The sequence below is a fragment of the Kitasatospora aureofaciens genome (assembly GCF_019192735.1).
In the GTDB taxonomy this organism is placed as follows: domain Bacteria; phylum Actinomycetota; class Actinomycetes; order Streptomycetales; family Streptomycetaceae; genus Kitasatospora; species Kitasatospora aureofaciens_A.
Genome location: NZ_JAHTKP010000058.1, coordinates 1 through 14,467, shown reverse-complemented (window position 1 = coordinate 14,467; position 14,467 = coordinate 1). Strand labels below are relative to the sequence as shown.

General features: G+C 69.6%; 11 protein-coding genes. 8 read left to right on the top strand and 3 right to left on the bottom strand.

What is annotated here, in order from left to right:
• Positions 1 to 231: 231 nt before the first annotated feature.
• The 3 genes from KV557_RS33680 (at position 232) to KV557_RS33670 (ending at position 3,561) form a co-directional block, all read left to right on the top strand.
• Positions 232 to 1,785, top strand: a complete 1,554-nt coding sequence (locus tag KV557_RS33680) for a class I SAM-dependent methyltransferase (RefSeq protein ID WP_218205370.1) — start codon at positions 232 to 234, stop codon at positions 1,783 to 1,785.
• 21 nt (positions 1,786 to 1,806) lie between these two features.
• On the top strand, positions 1,807 to 2,133 hold the full coding sequence (locus KV557_RS33675) for a hypothetical protein (RefSeq protein WP_308130199.1): 327 nt from the start codon (positions 1,807 to 1,809) through the stop codon (positions 2,131 to 2,133).
• Positions 2,134 to 2,397: 264 nt separating this feature from the next.
• A complete protein-coding gene (locus KV557_RS33670) occupies positions 2,398 to 3,561 on the top strand; it encodes an ROK family protein (RefSeq protein WP_218205369.1) in 1,164 nt (387 codons plus the stop codon).
• Between the two features lie 106 nt (positions 3,562 to 3,667).
• Here the strand turns inward: KV557_RS33670 and KV557_RS33665 are convergent, their stop codons facing one another.
• A complete protein-coding gene (locus KV557_RS33665) occupies positions 3,668 to 4,441 on the bottom strand; it encodes a GntR family transcriptional regulator (RefSeq protein ID WP_218205368.1) in 774 nt (257 codons plus the stop codon).
• Between the two features lie 276 nt (positions 4,442 to 4,717).
• Between KV557_RS33665 and KV557_RS33660 the strand changes: the two genes are divergently transcribed.
• Positions 4,718 to 5,527 (top strand): exodeoxyribonuclease III, encoded by an 810-nt coding sequence (locus KV557_RS33660; protein ID WP_218205367.1) that lies wholly within the window; start codon positions 4,718 to 4,720, stop codon positions 5,525 to 5,527.
• A 377-nt stretch (positions 5,528 to 5,904) separates the two neighbouring features.
• Here the strand turns inward: KV557_RS33660 and KV557_RS33655 are convergent, their stop codons facing one another.
• On the bottom strand, positions 5,905 to 7,974 hold the full coding sequence (locus tag KV557_RS33655; RefSeq protein WP_218205366.1) for a Shedu anti-phage system protein SduA domain-containing protein: 2,070 nt from the start codon (positions 7,972 to 7,974) through the stop codon (positions 5,905 to 5,907).
• A 305-nt stretch (positions 7,975 to 8,279) separates the two neighbouring features.
• On the opposite strand from KV557_RS33655, the gene KV557_RS33650 reads away from it, so the two are divergent.
• The 3 genes from KV557_RS33650 to KV557_RS33640 all read left to right on the top strand — a co-directional run bounded on the left by KV557_RS33650 (position 8,280) and on the right by KV557_RS33640 (position 11,226).
• Positions 8,280 to 9,302, top strand: coding sequence for a hypothetical protein (locus KV557_RS33650; protein WP_218205365.1), 1,023 nt, complete (start codon positions 8,280 to 8,282; stop codon positions 9,300 to 9,302).
• Between the two features lie 35 nt (positions 9,303 to 9,337).
• Positions 9,338 to 10,578 (top strand): IS3 family transposase gene (locus KV557_RS33645; RefSeq protein ID WP_256178347.1). Its coding sequence is split into 2 segments (ribosomal slippage): positions 9,338 to 9,611 and positions 9,611 to 10,578, totalling 1,242 coding nucleotides; the frame shifts between segments, so codons are not numbered across the junction.
• 264 nt (positions 10,579 to 10,842) lie between these two features.
• Positions 10,843 to 11,226, top strand: a complete 384-nt coding sequence (locus tag KV557_RS33640; protein WP_256178346.1) for a hypothetical protein — start codon at positions 10,843 to 10,845, stop codon at positions 11,224 to 11,226.
• Between the two features lie 118 nt (positions 11,227 to 11,344).
• Here KV557_RS33640 and KV557_RS33635 read toward each other — a convergent pair whose 3' ends face one another.
• On the bottom strand, positions 11,345 to 12,934 hold the full coding sequence (locus tag KV557_RS33635) for a sigma-70 family RNA polymerase sigma factor (protein ID WP_218205364.1): 1,590 nt from the start codon (positions 12,932 to 12,934) through the stop codon (positions 11,345 to 11,347).
• Positions 12,935 to 13,124: 190 nt separating this feature from the next.
• Here KV557_RS33635 and KV557_RS33630 point away from each other — a divergent pair, with 190 nt between their 5' ends.
• On the top strand, positions 13,125 to 14,117 hold the full coding sequence (locus KV557_RS33630; protein ID WP_218205363.1) for a CAP domain-containing protein: 993 nt from the start codon (positions 13,125 to 13,127) through the stop codon (positions 14,115 to 14,117).
• Positions 14,118 to 14,467: the final 350 nt, after the last annotated feature.

Sequence of the window (14,467 nt, the reverse complement as noted above, 5' to 3'; positions counted from 1 at the left end):
GCTACCCCCAGGCTCAGTAATTCAGGACGCGAAGCGGGTGTCAAGGCATCGGGAGGCTTTCCGGAAGCTATCCGGATTGCGAAGTTCCGGCATGTTCGCGGCGGCATCGCCACCCCGCACTTGACTGGTTGATATGAAAATCATTACGAATCTTTACCGGGATTCGGGGTCGACCGGGCCGACCGCGTGGTTCAGTAGTCCGGCTTCCCCCGCCCACCCGGAGTGATCACCTTGCCCACGTCTCCCGCCCTGGTCAGCGCCCTGCGCGAGCTCGGCGACCGGCCCGCCGTCATCGCCGGCGGACGCTCGATCAGCGGCATCGGCCTGTTGCTCGGCGTCTCCACGCCGGGCGGCCTGCCCGGAGCCGTCGCCGAGCGGGTCGCCGCGCACGCCACGCTGTCCGCGAGCGGCGCCCGCGCCGCCGAACAGCGGCTGCGGCACTGGGCGGGCATCCTCGGCCCGCCGCCGATCCGGCACACCGTGCTCCACCCGGCCACCGACCTCGCCGTCGACCTCGCCCTCGCCACCCTCCTCGCCGGCGGCACCGTCCACTGCGGCGACCCCGACCAGGACCCCGGCGACCAGCTCGCCGCCCTCGCCGGCACCGCCACCACCCACGTCAGCCTGCCGTCCGACCTGCTCTGGCGGATCGGCCGCGTGCCCGGCCTCGCCGCGTACGACCTGTCCGCGCTGCGGCTCGTCCTGCACGTCGGCCCGGAGCCCCGGCAGGACGACGTCTACGCCGCCGTCGACGCGCTCGGCGCCGTCGTCGCCCACCTCCGCGAACCGCACAGCGACGCCGAGGTCGCCGAACACCGCCTGCGCGCCGCTGTCGACGCCGCCACCACCGCCGCCTGGAAGCACGCCATCGGCATCACCGCCGAGCAGATACGCGCCTTCGGCGAGCGCCTCGACCACGCCGTCCTCACCTCGCTCCTGCTGACCCTTCAGCAGTACGACGTCCTCACCGACCCCGCCGTCGGCCACACCGAGGCCGAGATCCTCGACACCGTGCTCGTCACCCCCGCGTACCGCCCCCAGGTGCTCCGCTGGCTCGACGCCCTCGCCCGGCGCGGCCTGATCACCCGCCACGGCGACACCTACGTCGGCGCGGCGGCACTCGCCGCCGCCGAGGTCCGCGAGACCTGGCGCCCCGCCGCCGACGTCTGGACCGACGGCCTCGGCCCCGCCGCCGCCCTCGACCGCGTCCGGCGCGCCGCCCTCCGGCTCCCCCGCCGGATCACCGGCCAGGAGCCGCCCCGCCCCGCCGTCCCCCCGGTCCGCTGGACCGCGGCCCGCGGCTACTTCGGCGCCGCGCTCGGCTCCCTCGTCCGCGGCATGGCCGAGGCGCACGACGGCCCCGCACCCCTGCGGGTCCTCGAACTCGGCGACGGCGACGGCACCGACACCGCCATCGCCCGCGCCCTCTCCGCCCGCCCCCGCCAGACCATCGAGCACCACCCGCTGCCCGACGGCGACCGGTTCGACGTCGTCATCGCCACGGGCGGCGGCGATCCGGACATCACCGTCACCGAGCTCGTCCGCCTGCTCGCCCCCGGCGGGCGGCTGCTGCTCGTCGCGCCGGTCGAGGAGCAGCTCGACCTGCTGCTCACCGGCGAGCCCGGTGAGCCCGACGAGCCCGGAGAGTTCCCGTGTTCGGCCCCGGCGGAGCGCTGGCGCGCGGCGCTGACGGCGGCGGGCTGCACGACCGTCCTCGGACTGCCCGAGGACGGGCACCCGATGGGGCTGCTGGGGCAGCACCTGTTCGTCGCCCGGGTGCCCTGATCCGCCGCTACGATCAAGGCCATGCCCCGGTCTTCGCGCTGCACGGACTCACCGGCCCCGGACTCATTGGCGTCGATCGCGTCGCTCGGCTCGATCGGCTCGATCTCGTCGCTCGGCTCGATGCTCTCGATCGGCTCCGTCGGATCGTTCCTCTCGATCGGCTCGGTGGGCTCTTTCCTGTCCATCGGCTCGATCGGCTCGTTCGCGTCCATCGGCTCGATCGGCTCCGCGCTGTCCGCCCTGTCGATCGGCTCCTGGCGCAGCGTGGGCTCCGTCGGCGGGGCCCGTGCGCGGTGGTCCGCAGCCTCCCGGCGACCCCCGATCGGACGAAACGTGCCCGGCCGGTAAAGCCCGGGTCACGCACCGCCACCCGGTGCGTACCATTTCGATACCGAAGCCGGGGTGAGCTGCGAGGATTCTCGCCCGCCGGGCCCGCACCCGGGTAGCATCCGGCTGGGCTCGGAGACGGGCCCACGCCCCCGGCCCTGGCGCAGGCGGCCTCCCGCCGCCGAGCCGCGAGCCGGGCGGCAGACTCTCGCGGGCCATCCGGTGGTCACCGCGCACTCGACACCGCGCGCCAGGGCAGTCGCGCGAACGGCGAAGGGCATCGTCTTGGCGGATCGGCTCACCGGCGGAGACTCCTCACTGCTGCGGCGGATCAACGCGGCGGTCACGCTCCGTGCCTTGCGGACCGGCCACTCCGTGACCCTCACTCAGCTCGTCGGCGAGACCGGGCTCTCCCGTCCGACCGTCGAGGGCGTCATCGAGGGCCTGGTGGAGACCGGGCTGGTCGCCGAGGTCGACCAGCCCAGGGAGGACGGCCAGCCGGGCACCGGCCGCCGCGGCCGGCCCGCCCGCTGGTTCCGCTTCCGGGCGGAGGCCGGGCACATCCTCGGCATCGAGATCGGCGTCCACGACATCCGCGTCATCCTCGCCGACCTCACCGGCGAGGTGGTGGGCAGTCACTTCAGGCCCGTCGACGAGACCCTGGAGGCCGAGGACCGCCTCGCCGCCGTCCGCACCGCCGTCGCCGAGGTGCTGCGCAAGGCCGGCATCTCCCGCGACAACCTGTGGGCCGTCGGCATCGGCACCCCCGGCATCGTCGACCGCGAGGGCACGATCCAGCTCGGCACCGCGATGCCCGGCTGGACCGGCCTCGACCTCGGCGCCCGCCTGCGCCGCTCCTTCCGCTGCCCCGTCCTGATCGAGAACGACGCCAACCTCGCCGCCATCGCCGAACACTGGCAGGGCGCAGCGGTCGGCGCCGACGACGTCGTCTTCGTCATGGCCGGCCTCAGCCCCGGTGCCGGCTCCCTCATCAACGGCAGGCTCCACCGCGGCTACGGCGGCGCCGCCGGCGAGATCGGCGCCCTCCACCTGCTCGGCCAGGAGGTCACCCCCGAGCGCCTCCTCTCCACCACCGGCAAGCCCCTGAACCCGCTCGACGAGGCCGCCGTAGCCCGCGTCCTCCGCCTCGCCCGCGAGGGCGACGAGGTCGCCAAGGTCGCCATGGACCGCTTCCTCACCCGCCTCGTCCAGTCCGTCGCCGCCCTGGTCCTCGCCATCGACCCCCGGCTCGTCGTCGTCGGCGGCTGGGCCGCCGGCCTCGACGGCGTCCTCGAACCCCTCCGCGAACGCCTGGCCCAGTTCACCCTCCGCGCCCCCGAGGTGGCCCTGGCCGCCCTCGGCTCCGAGGTCGTCGCCATGGGCGCCCTGCGCGTGGCCCTCGACCACGTGGAGGACCAGCTCTTCGCCGTCGACCCGCCGAGGGCCTGACGGTCAGGGGGCGGCATACCTCGGACCTCGCCCCCAACGCCAACGACTGAGGCCCGGGCGCCTGTTGGGCGTCCGGGCCTCGGTCTGAGGGTGGGTGCGGGATGGTTCAGGAGGCGCTGCGCACCTCGGGGGTGGCGGCGACCGGGGTGACCTCGACGAGGCCGGTCTCGCCGAAGGTGAGCTTGCAGGTGTCGGCGCGGTAGGTGGAGACCGCGAGCGCCACCAGGCGGCCGGCCGCGGCGTACTGGGTGGTCATCACCAGCACCGGGGAGCCGGGCGGGCGCTCCAGGAGGACGGCCTCGTCGGCCTCGGCGACGCCGAGCTCGACCGAGCGGGACTCGCCGTCCACCTCCAGCCGCTCCAGCTGGCGCAGCACCGAGCGGGCGCGGTCGCTCTCGGCGCGGAAGCCGGGCAGGTGCGGGAGGGCGGCGGCGGGCACGTGCAGCGACTCGGTGGCCACGGCCCGGCCCTCGACGAGGCGGACCCGGCGGACGGTGTGCACGGTGGCGCCCTCGGCGATGCCGAGGTTCTTGGCGAGCTGCGCGGAGGCCGGGGCGGTGGTGCAGTCGATCGTGCGCCAGGCCTGGCTGCGGCCGACGCCGGGCCAGCCCTCCTCCTGCCGGTTGACCGGCACGCCGACCCGGGGGGCGGCGATCAGGGTGCCGATGCCCCGGCGGCGGACCAGACGGCCCTCCAGCTCCAGCTGGTCGAGCGCCTGGCGCAGGGTCGCGCGGGCGACGCCGAAGCGGGCGGAGAGCTCGCGCTCGTTGGGCAGGACCTGGCCGGTGGAGAACTCCGAGTCGATGGCGCGGAGCAGCACCGTGCGCAGGTGCCAGTACTTCGGTTCCGGAACCGTCGTGAGCTGCCCTGTCGTCCCCACCGTGTCCTCCACCCTGTTGTGTCCGCCCTGCGAGAAGGAGGGCGGAACCCCGGCCCGCTGTCCGCTGTTGCGGCAGGTGGGAGAGCGGGCCTTTATCCGTCCTTCTTTATTAAAGGTCTTTGCAGTAAGCGACCCTAGGGGCTTCGTCCGGAGATGGTCAAGACCAATGGCGACGGTTGGTGCGACCGTCGCACGGCTTCATACCGCGTTCACGTCATTCGGCGCGGGCGCGCGTCACGCCCGGGACCGCACCGGCGCACTCGGTAGGCTGCCCGGGTGATCGTGGTGACGAGTGTGAACGTGAACGGAATCCGGGCGGCGGCCAAGAAGGGCTTCGTCGAGTGGCTGGCCGGCACCGAGGCGGACGTGATCTGCCTGCAGGAGGTGCGCTCCGAGCCCGAGCAACTGCCCGTCGAACTGCGCGACCTGGACGGCTGGCACGCGGTCTGGGCGCCGTCCGTCGCCAAGGGCCGGGCCGGCGTCGCCGTGCTGTCGCGGCAGAAGCCGCAGCGGACCGTGATCGGGTTCGGCTCGGAGGAATTCGACAATTCGGGCAGGTATGTCGAAATCGACCTCCCGGGGCTGACCGTCGCCAGCCTCTACCTCCCCTCCGGCGAGGTCGGCACCGAGCGCCAGGACGAAAAGGAACGCTTCATGGCGGAATTCCTCGTCCACCTCACCGCCCTGCGCGCCCGCGCCGCCGCCGACGGCCGCGAGGTCGCCGTCTGCGGCGACTGGAACATCGCCCACCGCCCCGAGGACCTCAAGAACTGGAAGTCCAACCAGAAGTCCGCCGGCTTCCTCCCCGAGGAACGCGCCTGGCTCTCCCGCGTCTACGACGAGGCCGGCTACGTCGACGTCGTCCGCGCCCTCCACCCCGACCGCACCGGCCCCTACTCCTGGTGGTCCTACCGCGGCCGCGCCTTCGACAACGACTCGGGCTGGAGGATTGACTATCTGATGGTCAGTCAGAAACTCGCGGACACCGCCATCGAGGCCTACGTCGAACGCCCCGCCTCCCATGCCGAACGCTGGAGCGACCACGCACCGGTGACAGCCGTCTTCGACATCGACCAACTCCTCTAGCACTGAACCGAATTCGGGAAGCTGGCTTGAACTGCTGCGGTTCGTCGCACGCCCTACCGGAGCAACGATTGGGGCTGCTACTGGCACTGCAACTGCACTATGCGGCGACCCGCTTCCCTGACTGACAGTCGGCTGATGTTCTGGAAACGCCTCGGTTTGTAAAAACCAAGGCAGTCTGGCGGGAGTCGCCTCGCGGCACAGGTGATGACTCGGGGAAGTCGATTGACGCCTTAGTTGAGGCCCAGCCGGCCACTCACCAGTGTGGGGTGTGTCAGTGCCTTTCAGACAGACCCGCCTCCAGGTGACAGGCCAGCGTGATGCTGACGGTCTGCCACCTGGGGGCTGAGCTTGCCCCGATGCGCTGACGTCGACCAGACTCAGCGGTCCGCGACGATGAAGCACGCCCGCTGGTAGAGCTCGTCGAAGGTGATGATCTCGACGTCCTGGATGGAGGTCCGGTACAGCTCGAAGGAACTGAGCTTCTCCGGGTTCACAGCACCGTTCTGGATGAACTCCTGCAGGCTCCCGATCACCACGACCTGCCGGGGGCGGGTGGTGGACAGCCCGACATCGATCGGGGTGCCGTCGTCCTCGTAGATGCGATCGAGGAACTCACGGGCGATGAGCTGTTGGGCCTTGTTGGCGGTCTTTTGCACCTGGGCCACACCCCCGCCCAGCTCCTTCGATGCCTGATAGACGCCCGATCGGTACGGGGTCTTGCCGAGTAGTTCCGTCTCGTGGGTCTTGATCTCGCAGAAGAGCATGCTGCTGATCAGGCCCTTGGAACGCATGATAGCGTCGATGCGCTTGCCGGCCCCGCCGAAAATACTGGCGCCTGTGGTGATGCGTTCCAGCTTGCCGTCGTCGATGGATTCACAGGCGATGAGGTTGAGGCCGTAACCGAAGATCCACTGGTTCTCCTCGAAGAAGGCCTGCCAGACCGCCTCCGCCCCGCGTGTCGTGGCCAGATTCTCCGCCTGTTGGAAGTAGTCCGGATCGGTGAGGAGCTGCTCGAACCGCTGGAGCTGTTCCTTGCGGTTGCTGATCAGCCGGATGTCCTCTTCCGTGAGGCCACCGCCGATCGCGGTCCTGACCGCGCCGAGAACCATCGTCCGGTCCTGACCGGTCAGCAGTTGGGCCAGCTGCGCTTCGTCCCCGGTCACCAGCCGGTGGAGGTCGCCGGGAGTGCTCAGGCCGGCGCAGCCCTGGAGGAAGTTGATGACCTTCCAGAAGTTCTCGTGAACGTCGCCGGTGTCGACGAGCGCCTTGACGGCCCGGGTGGCGCCGGTGTCCGGCATCATCTGCGAGATGGAGGTGTCCCCCGCCTTCTTCTTGTCCTTCTTCCAGAGCTTGATCCTCGGCGTGTAGCTGTCGCCCTTCTTGATGATGGTGACGCTGAGCAGGGTCGCTACCTGGGGCCGATCGTCGAGGACGAAATCGGTGATCATTCGGCGTGCGCGGGCGTCGTAGAGGTGCTGGAGCCCATCGCCGTCTTGGGACCCGCGGATCTCCAGGCTGGCGAAGTCTCCTCGGGTGACGTCGAACTCGGTGGTGGTGAAGGGGAGGCGGAAGCCGCGAACGATGGGGGTGGCAGGTGCGATGCCCTGGGTCCGCCAGTCCGGTGCGATGTTGGGCATGGGCCAGGGATCGCCTTCGACTACGAGGCCCTGGACGTCGATGCGACCGAGCTGGCTGAGTACGCTCACCAGCGTCCGCCAGACCAAGTCCTTCGTCTCTTCGGTGAAGGCGTGCAGGAGCTCGCGCTCCACCGTCAGGACCGCCTCGTACGTGGCCTCCGTCCAACCGTCCCCCGGCATGGGGTGGAAGAAGCCGCCGTCGCGACGCAGGGTCAGTACCGCGGTGCGCAGCAGGTCGCGTGCGCTCTCCTCGCCGGCGCAGTCCAGGAGGCTGTAGGTCTGGCCCAGGACCAGGTCGAGCTTGACCGTGTCCTCATCGCCCAGCGGCAACGGGACCAGCGGGCCCGTCTGCGCGACACGGACCGGGGTGTACAGCGGGCGGCCGGAAACGAACTCGTAGGAGCGCAGGCCCCATCCGTCCGGTGCCAGAAGCCGGTTCAGCTCCTCGACATGCGCCATCGCCTCCTCGACATCGGCTGCCACCTCGGGATGGACCACCCGTGCCAGAAAGGCGAGCAACACCTCATCCGGCCCCTGGGCAAGCTCCAACCTGGGGTCCTCGAAAATCCAGTCGTCGGCCAGGTCGTCGTTGTTGAGCCGGTGCTGCTGGATCTCGGCCCGGACAGTCGGGAGTCGGCCGTCCTCTGACGAGCGTCGGTCCAGGTCGTAGAGGCCTTCCAGGAACGTGACCTCGTCCAGCTTTCCCCACCAGGGGCTCGACATTCCGCGCACGTACGTGAAGATGTCTTGCCGCGTCACCGCTGTGATCTCGGGTCGCGCGTGTACCGGGGTGGAGTCGCTGGACGTCATACCTCCATGATGGACAGCCGGTATGCCACGAGGCGGGCTATCGGGAGATTCCGTTCTCGCGCGGGCATCAAGCAGTCTGGTCGACTGCTCTGTGAGCACTTGAGCTGTCCCAGCGTCACCGCGTGCCCTGCAGGCCCGTGGCGCTGGGCTGTGCCGCGTCCGGCGTGTGAATCTGTTGGCTCAAGAGTCTCGAAGTGTGATGAAGTTGGTCGATGGGTTCTCGATCGAAGCGCCGCGAAGCTCGGAAGAGGAGGAAGCCTCAGGCTTCCTCGTCATCATCGGCATTTGACCCGCATGCTCGTGCGATGGTCGAGTCCTGGGTGTCGCTGATGGACCTGATGGCCCGGTTCGCCGATGCCGACGACCCTGAAGCGGCTGCCGGTATGACATTCGACGGCGCCCTTGCCGATCTTGTCGCGAAGCTTCGCCGATTCGACGCGATCCGGCTCATCGAGGTGGCTCGCCTGACGTTGCTTCCTATGGCACCTGAGGGAACAGTGCCGGTTGTTGCAGAAGCCAGCGCTGCTCAAGTAGAGCTGCTCGCGCTTGTCTCCCTTGCTGCGTGTCAGGAAGCGGCGGCAGCTGGCATCCCGCTCCCCGGTCCAGTCGCGGACCAGGAGATGAGCCGTTTCGTGTCTGAGGAGGCGAGAGAGGACCTCAACGAGCTCCTTCATCTTGCACAGATCCGGGCTTTTGCTACTGCGGATCGGGGCGACAAACTCGCCCTGGTGACCTTGCTTCTTCTCGGCGCCGAGGTGTGGATGCGCAACTCGTCATATCCGGAGATGGTCGAGGCAACCAACCGTGAGCTCCTCGATGAAGATCCGAATGTTCGCGCGGCATTGAATGCCGAACTCGGCTTCGATGCGACCGACGCCATCACCGTTCTGCAGGCATGCCACGGCCTGCAAGAGGACGGCATGAACAACCGCATGGATGCCATGCGCAGTGCAGTGCTGAGCGCCATGGCCGCGACACAGGCTGGCCAGCCAAACGGTGAACTGATCGACCTCGCAGGCTCCAGTCTCATGTCGATGTTCGAGCCCGGCGCCGACGAGGTGACGGTCACAGTCGAGGACATCGCCGCGCACACTGGCATCTCCGGGGAACGAGTTGAAGCAGTCGTCGGGCGGTTCCGTCTTGATCTTGGCAGCGCCACACCAGCAGAGGTCGTCGACGCCTTCATGACCGGCAGGAACCCGATGCGCACCAGGCCGCTCGTCCAAGCCGAAAGCGGGCGCCTCATGCTCCCCCACTCCGCACTGAACGTGTTCGCAGTCCGAGAGAATCTCGAAGATCACCTGAAGACTGAACCGCTGCGGGTTTGACCGAGACTTCTTCTCTTGGAAGGATCGAGCCCGTTATGAGGAAGCCATACCCCAGCGAGGTCCGGGAGCGGGCGGTGCGCCTGGTGCTGGAGACCCGTGATCAGTACGAGACCGAGTACCAGTGCATCCGGTCGATCGGCGCCAAGCTCGACGTGGGCCCGGAGAGCCTGCGCAAGTGGGTCCGCCAGGCCCAGACCGACGCCGGCACCCGGCCGGGCACGACGACCGAGGAATCCGCGGCGATGAAGGCGCTCAAGCGGGAGAACGCCGAGCTGAAGCGGGCCAACGAGATCCTCAAGGCCGCGGCGTCTTTCTTCGCGGCCGAGCTCGACCGGCCACACACACGCTCGTAGCGTTCATCGACGAGCATCGGGACCGCTTCGGCGGAGTCGAGCCGATCTGCAGGACGCTCACCGCGAACGCCTGCAGTATCCACCCCAGCACCTACTACACCCACAAGAGCGGCACCACCTCCGCCCGCGCCCGCCGCGACGCGGAGCTCATCCCACTCATCAAGGAGATCCACGAGAGCAACTACGGCGTCTACGGCTACCGCAAGGTCTGGGCAGAACTCAACCGGCGCGGACACACCGTCGCCCAGTGCACAGTCTCACGCCTCGTGAAGGCAGAGGAACTGTCAGGAGCGGTGCGCGGCAAGAAAGTTGTCACCACCGTCTCGGACAAGAGCGTCGACCGGGCACCCGACCTACTGAAGCGCAACTTCGTCGGGAGCGCTCCCAATCGGGTCTGGGTCGCGGACTTCACGCACGTGGCGGCCTGGGCCGGCACCGTCTACGTCGCCTTCGTCGTCGACACCTTCTCCCGGCGGATCGTCGGCTGGTCGGCAGCCACCAACAAGCAGACCCCGCTGATCCTGTCCGCCCTGGAGATGGGCCTGTGGCAGCGAGACCGCTCCGGATTCCCCATCATACCAAGGGAGTTGATACACCACTCCGATGCCGGATCGCAGTACACGTCGTTCCGCCTGGCAACCCACCTGGCGGCCGAACAGATCGCGGCCTCCATCGGCACCGTCGGAGACGCCCTGGACAACGCCCTGATGGAATCGACCATCGGCCTGTACAAGACCGAACTCATCAAGCGCCAAGGGCCCTGGCGGACCCTCACCGACGTCGAAATCGCCACCGCCGAGTACGTCGACTGGTTCAACTCCACCCGACTCCACAGTGAACTCGGCCACACCCCACCCATCGAGTACGAAGCCAAGTACTACAACCAACAGCAGCCAAACCTGCAGGTCACAGCCACAACCTAGAGTCTCTACTGAACCCGCAGCGGTTCAGTCCTCGGCTCGCTGCCCCTTCCACCCGGCAGCGTCCTCATCGTGCTCAGCCAGCCCGGAAACCACCTCGTCCCCCTCCAGGACACGGGAGTGGCTTTAATCACGAGTCGTGACGTCAGTTGTTCGCGAGTTTGGGAGTCACCTCGAACCACGGATGGGTGATGTTCACGAGTTTCGACGTCACCGGGGTACTTGCCAGGTCAGCATCGGGAGTGCTCCTGGTGAAAGGCCCTGGTCATGCCGCAGATGGCGAAGGTCGAGCTGTCGATCCGGCGTGACCACCGGGACGGCATGAAGCTGCTGGAGATCGCGCGCAAGTACAACGCGTCGTGGCGGACGATCAGGAAGGCCGTGGACTCGGTTTGGCCGGAGCCGCGGAAGAAGCTCCCGCCGCGCGCGACCGCGCTGGATCCGTACAAGGCGGTGGTCGACGGGATCCTGCGGGCCGATCTGGATGCGCCGCGCAAGCAGCGGCACACGGTCACCCGGATCTTCCACCGCTTGGTGGAGGAGCACGGCGCCGAGGTCTCCTATCAGCAGGTCCGGCGCTACGTCGCGGACCGCAAGCCGCAGATTCTGGTGGAGTCGGGCAAGGCCCCGACCGAGGCAGCTCCAACGTGATGGTCCTCCGCCCTCCTGGCGGAGGCAGCAGCCTGATCGGAGTTTTGACACCCTTCAGGGGCCGCGCGGTGTCCCGGCGGCCGGGGGCTGCCGAGGGGTGGGTTGGGTGGTGGGGTAGTCAGTTGGGGGCGGCGAGGTCGAGGGTCCAGAGTGGGCCAGCGGGGGTGGGGGCGGTGCCGACGCCGGCGTCGGTGAACTTGCAGTCGAGGATGTTCTGTTGGTGGATGGCTCCGTCCAGCCAGTCGGTCAGCACGTCTGCGGGTGTCTTGCTCTTCCGGTCGAGGTTCTCGCCCCACGTGCTCCACTGGTAGCCGGCTGCGGTGATCCGGCTGTTCCCTCGGCTGCCTTCCGGATCGAGGTGGTCGAAGTAGTGGTGGGCGGCCATGTCCTGGGAGTGCTGTTGGGCTGCGGTGTGGAGTCTGGGGTCGACGTGCAGCGGACGGCAGCCGTTCTTGGCGCGCTCGGCGTTGATCAGGTCGACGAGTTGCTGTTCGGGGCTGCGCGGCGGCGGGGTCGCGCTCGGGGTGGGCGTCGGATCGGCTGAGGCGGCCGGGGACGCTGAACTGGCGGAGGTGGTCGGTACGGCGGCGCCGGCCGTGGTCGGGGCCGCGGCGGGGGCCGTGGTGATCTCGGGCGTCGGTAGGGAGGCGGGGGCGGCTCGCGGGGAGTCGTCCTGGTCCGGAAGCGCTCGGACGGTGACCAGTGCGGCGACGGTGATGGTGAGCGCACCGGCCAACTGGGCACCGTGCCGCAGGCGGTGGCGCGCGCCGCGTCGGGTGCCGCGCGGGTGGGTTCCGGTCCGGTGCGAGGAGTGCGCAACGTTCGCGTGGGACTGCGTGTCCGGTGCTGTCGGCTGAGCCGTCGCGGGGACGGTTCCGGTGGCGCCGGGCACCGCCTGGCCGGTGTGCAGCGACAGGCCGCCGGTGAGGAGGCCGTGGGCCGTGGCGTCGTGCAGCGGGACCACCAGCGCGAGCCCGGCGAGCAGTCCTTCGGCCGGAACGAGGTCCTGGCCGAGATCCGCGCAACCGTCGCAGGCCCGGATGTGCCGTGCGATCCGTTTGCGCCACAGCGCACTCGGCCGCCCGTCCCAGGCCGTGGTCAGCTCGGCCAGTTCGGGGCAGCGCGGCGAGGCGGCGAGCGCCCGGACCACCGTACGGCCGACCTCCAACTGCTCCTTCATCCGCTGGACCCGCACCGCCGCGTGTCGCGAGGACAGCTCCAGAGCGGCGGTCAGTTCCGCCCGGGTGAGCCGGCCGGCCGCCTCCAGCCACCACAGCGACAGCAGGTCCCGGTCTCCTTCGTCCAACCAGCGGGTCGCCTCGGCGACCTCGCGGCGCTGCCCGGACAGGCCGAGGCGCAGGACCGTGAGCCCGACGAAGTCCCCGGCCGGGTCTGCCAGCTGGTCCATGGCATCGAGGGCCGAGGCGGGCGCGGTGCGGGTCGACCAGTAACGGCGCACTTCGTTCATCGCGACCGCCACCAGCCAGGACCGGAACGAGGACGGGTTCCGCAGGCCGCCGAGGCCGCCCACCACGCGGATCATGGTCTCCTGCACCACGTCGTCCACGTCCGGATGCCCGTTCATCGCCCGGCCGACGACGTTGTAGACCAGCGGCAGATACCCGGCGACTAGCCGTTCCCGGGCCTGTTCGTCCCCGGCGCGCGCGGCCGCGACCGCCTCCGTGTCTATGCCGCCTTCCCTGTGCATCCGTTGTCCTCACTCGTCTCGATCGCACGGACCCCCATGCGCTGGAGACCTGCCGCGGCGCGGCGGACAACAGAAATGCCGCCGTGAAGATCGGCCGAACTATTTTCGTTGTCCCGGTTCTTCCGGGCGGTCTCCCACGGTGTCGGAACGAAAAGCCACCGGCGCGAATCCGCTCAGGAAGCAGACCACCATGAACGACGACTTCACGAAGCCCATCCCGCGGTACATGGGGGAGGGACCGGGGCACGGCCCTGCGCCCGAAGAGGACACACTCGCTCCCGCACCGGGCACCGCCGGGACGCGCACCCGGCGTACCCGGCGGCGGGCAGCCACCTCCAGCCGCCGCCGCGCTGCGGTGATCTCGGCGGCCACGGCGCTCGTCGTGGCCGGCATAGCCGGGCACAGCATGATGTCCTCCGCTCACTCCGGCGGCGGTGACCCGGCCCGGTCGGCGGCGGTGACCGGTGATCTGCCACTGACTCCGAACATCCCGGGCGACACCTCGTCTGCTGCCTCCGCCCCCGCTTCCCCCTCCGTCTCCGCGTCCACCGGCCCGTCGGCCTCGGCTGCGGCCGGCAGTACGGGATCGGCCGGCGGCTCGCCTTCCGCCCCGGTCAGCGCCGGTCGGAACAGTTCAACCGCCCGGGCCTCCAAACCAGCTGCCACGGCGACCACTGGCAGCCGGTCCGGCGGCGCCGCACCCGCCACCAGCACGCCACCCGCCGCCACGCCACCCGCCGGCAGCCGGTCCGGCGGCGCCGCACCCGTCACCAGCACGCCACCGGCCACCGGGACCGGCGCGCAGTTCGCCCAGCAGGTCGCCGACCTCACCAACATCGAGCGGGCCAAGGCCGGCTGCGGTCCTCTCACGGTCAACGCCCAAGCGCAGAGCGCCGCCCAGGTGCACTCCGACGACATGGTCGCCCGTCACTACTTCGAGCACCCCGACCCGGAGGGCCACCACGCCGACTACCGGCTGGAGGCCGCGGGCTACCGGTGGAGCCTCTGGGGCGAGAACATCGCCTACGGCCAGCCGGACCCGGCCGCAGTGGTGGACGAGTGGATGCACAGCCCGCCGCACCGCGAGAACATCCTCAACTGCCACTTCACGGCCATCGGCGTGGGTGTCAACTTCGGCCCCAACGGGCCCTGGTGGACGCAGGTCTTCGCATCGCCCGCGTGACCAGCACCCGCGCTGGGCGGCAGACGACGAAGCGTACGGGGCCCGTGCCGCCGGAGGGCGGCGACTGCCACTGAGTCATCGGCAACCGTCGTTCCTTCTCCGCCGTGCCGACGGGCCTCCCCCTGCCCGTCGGCACCTCCCGGCAGTTCGCTACTCCCCTGTGGGTGCCGACGACCCTGTCACCTGCACTGAGCTGCAGGTTCAGGGTCACGATGGCTTTAATCACTAGGGAGCGTATTTGGTCGTGATCAATCTGTGGGATTCGCCCTCATGGCGAGGCCTGATCGGGTAGACCATGTCGCGTGACGCGAGCGCAACTGACTGATGCGGAGTGGGAGTTCATCGAGCCG

Bases quoted from the DNA above. Each gene is read 5' to 3' on its own strand.
- KV557_RS33640 (WP_256178346.1), top strand. From the start codon at position 10,843: ATGCCGCAGATGGCGAAGGTCGAGCTGTCGATCCGGCGTGACCACCGG.
- KV557_RS33675 (WP_308130199.1), top strand. From the start codon at position 1,807: ATGCCCCGGTCTTCGCGCTGCACGGACTCACCGGCCCCGGACTCATTG.
- KV557_RS33650 (WP_218205365.1), top strand. From the start codon at position 8,280: ATGGTCGAGTCCTGGGTGTCGCTGATGGACCTGATGGCCCGGTTCGCC.
- KV557_RS33655 (WP_218205366.1), bottom strand. From the start codon at position 7,974: ATGACGTCCAGCGACTCCACCCCGGTACACGCGCGACCCGAGATCACA.
- KV557_RS33635 (WP_218205364.1), bottom strand. From the start codon at position 12,934: ATGCACAGGGAAGGCGGCATAGACACGGAGGCGGTCGCGGCCGCGCGC.
- KV557_RS33630 (WP_218205363.1), top strand. From the start codon at position 13,125: ATGAACGACGACTTCACGAAGCCCATCCCGCGGTACATGGGGGAGGGA.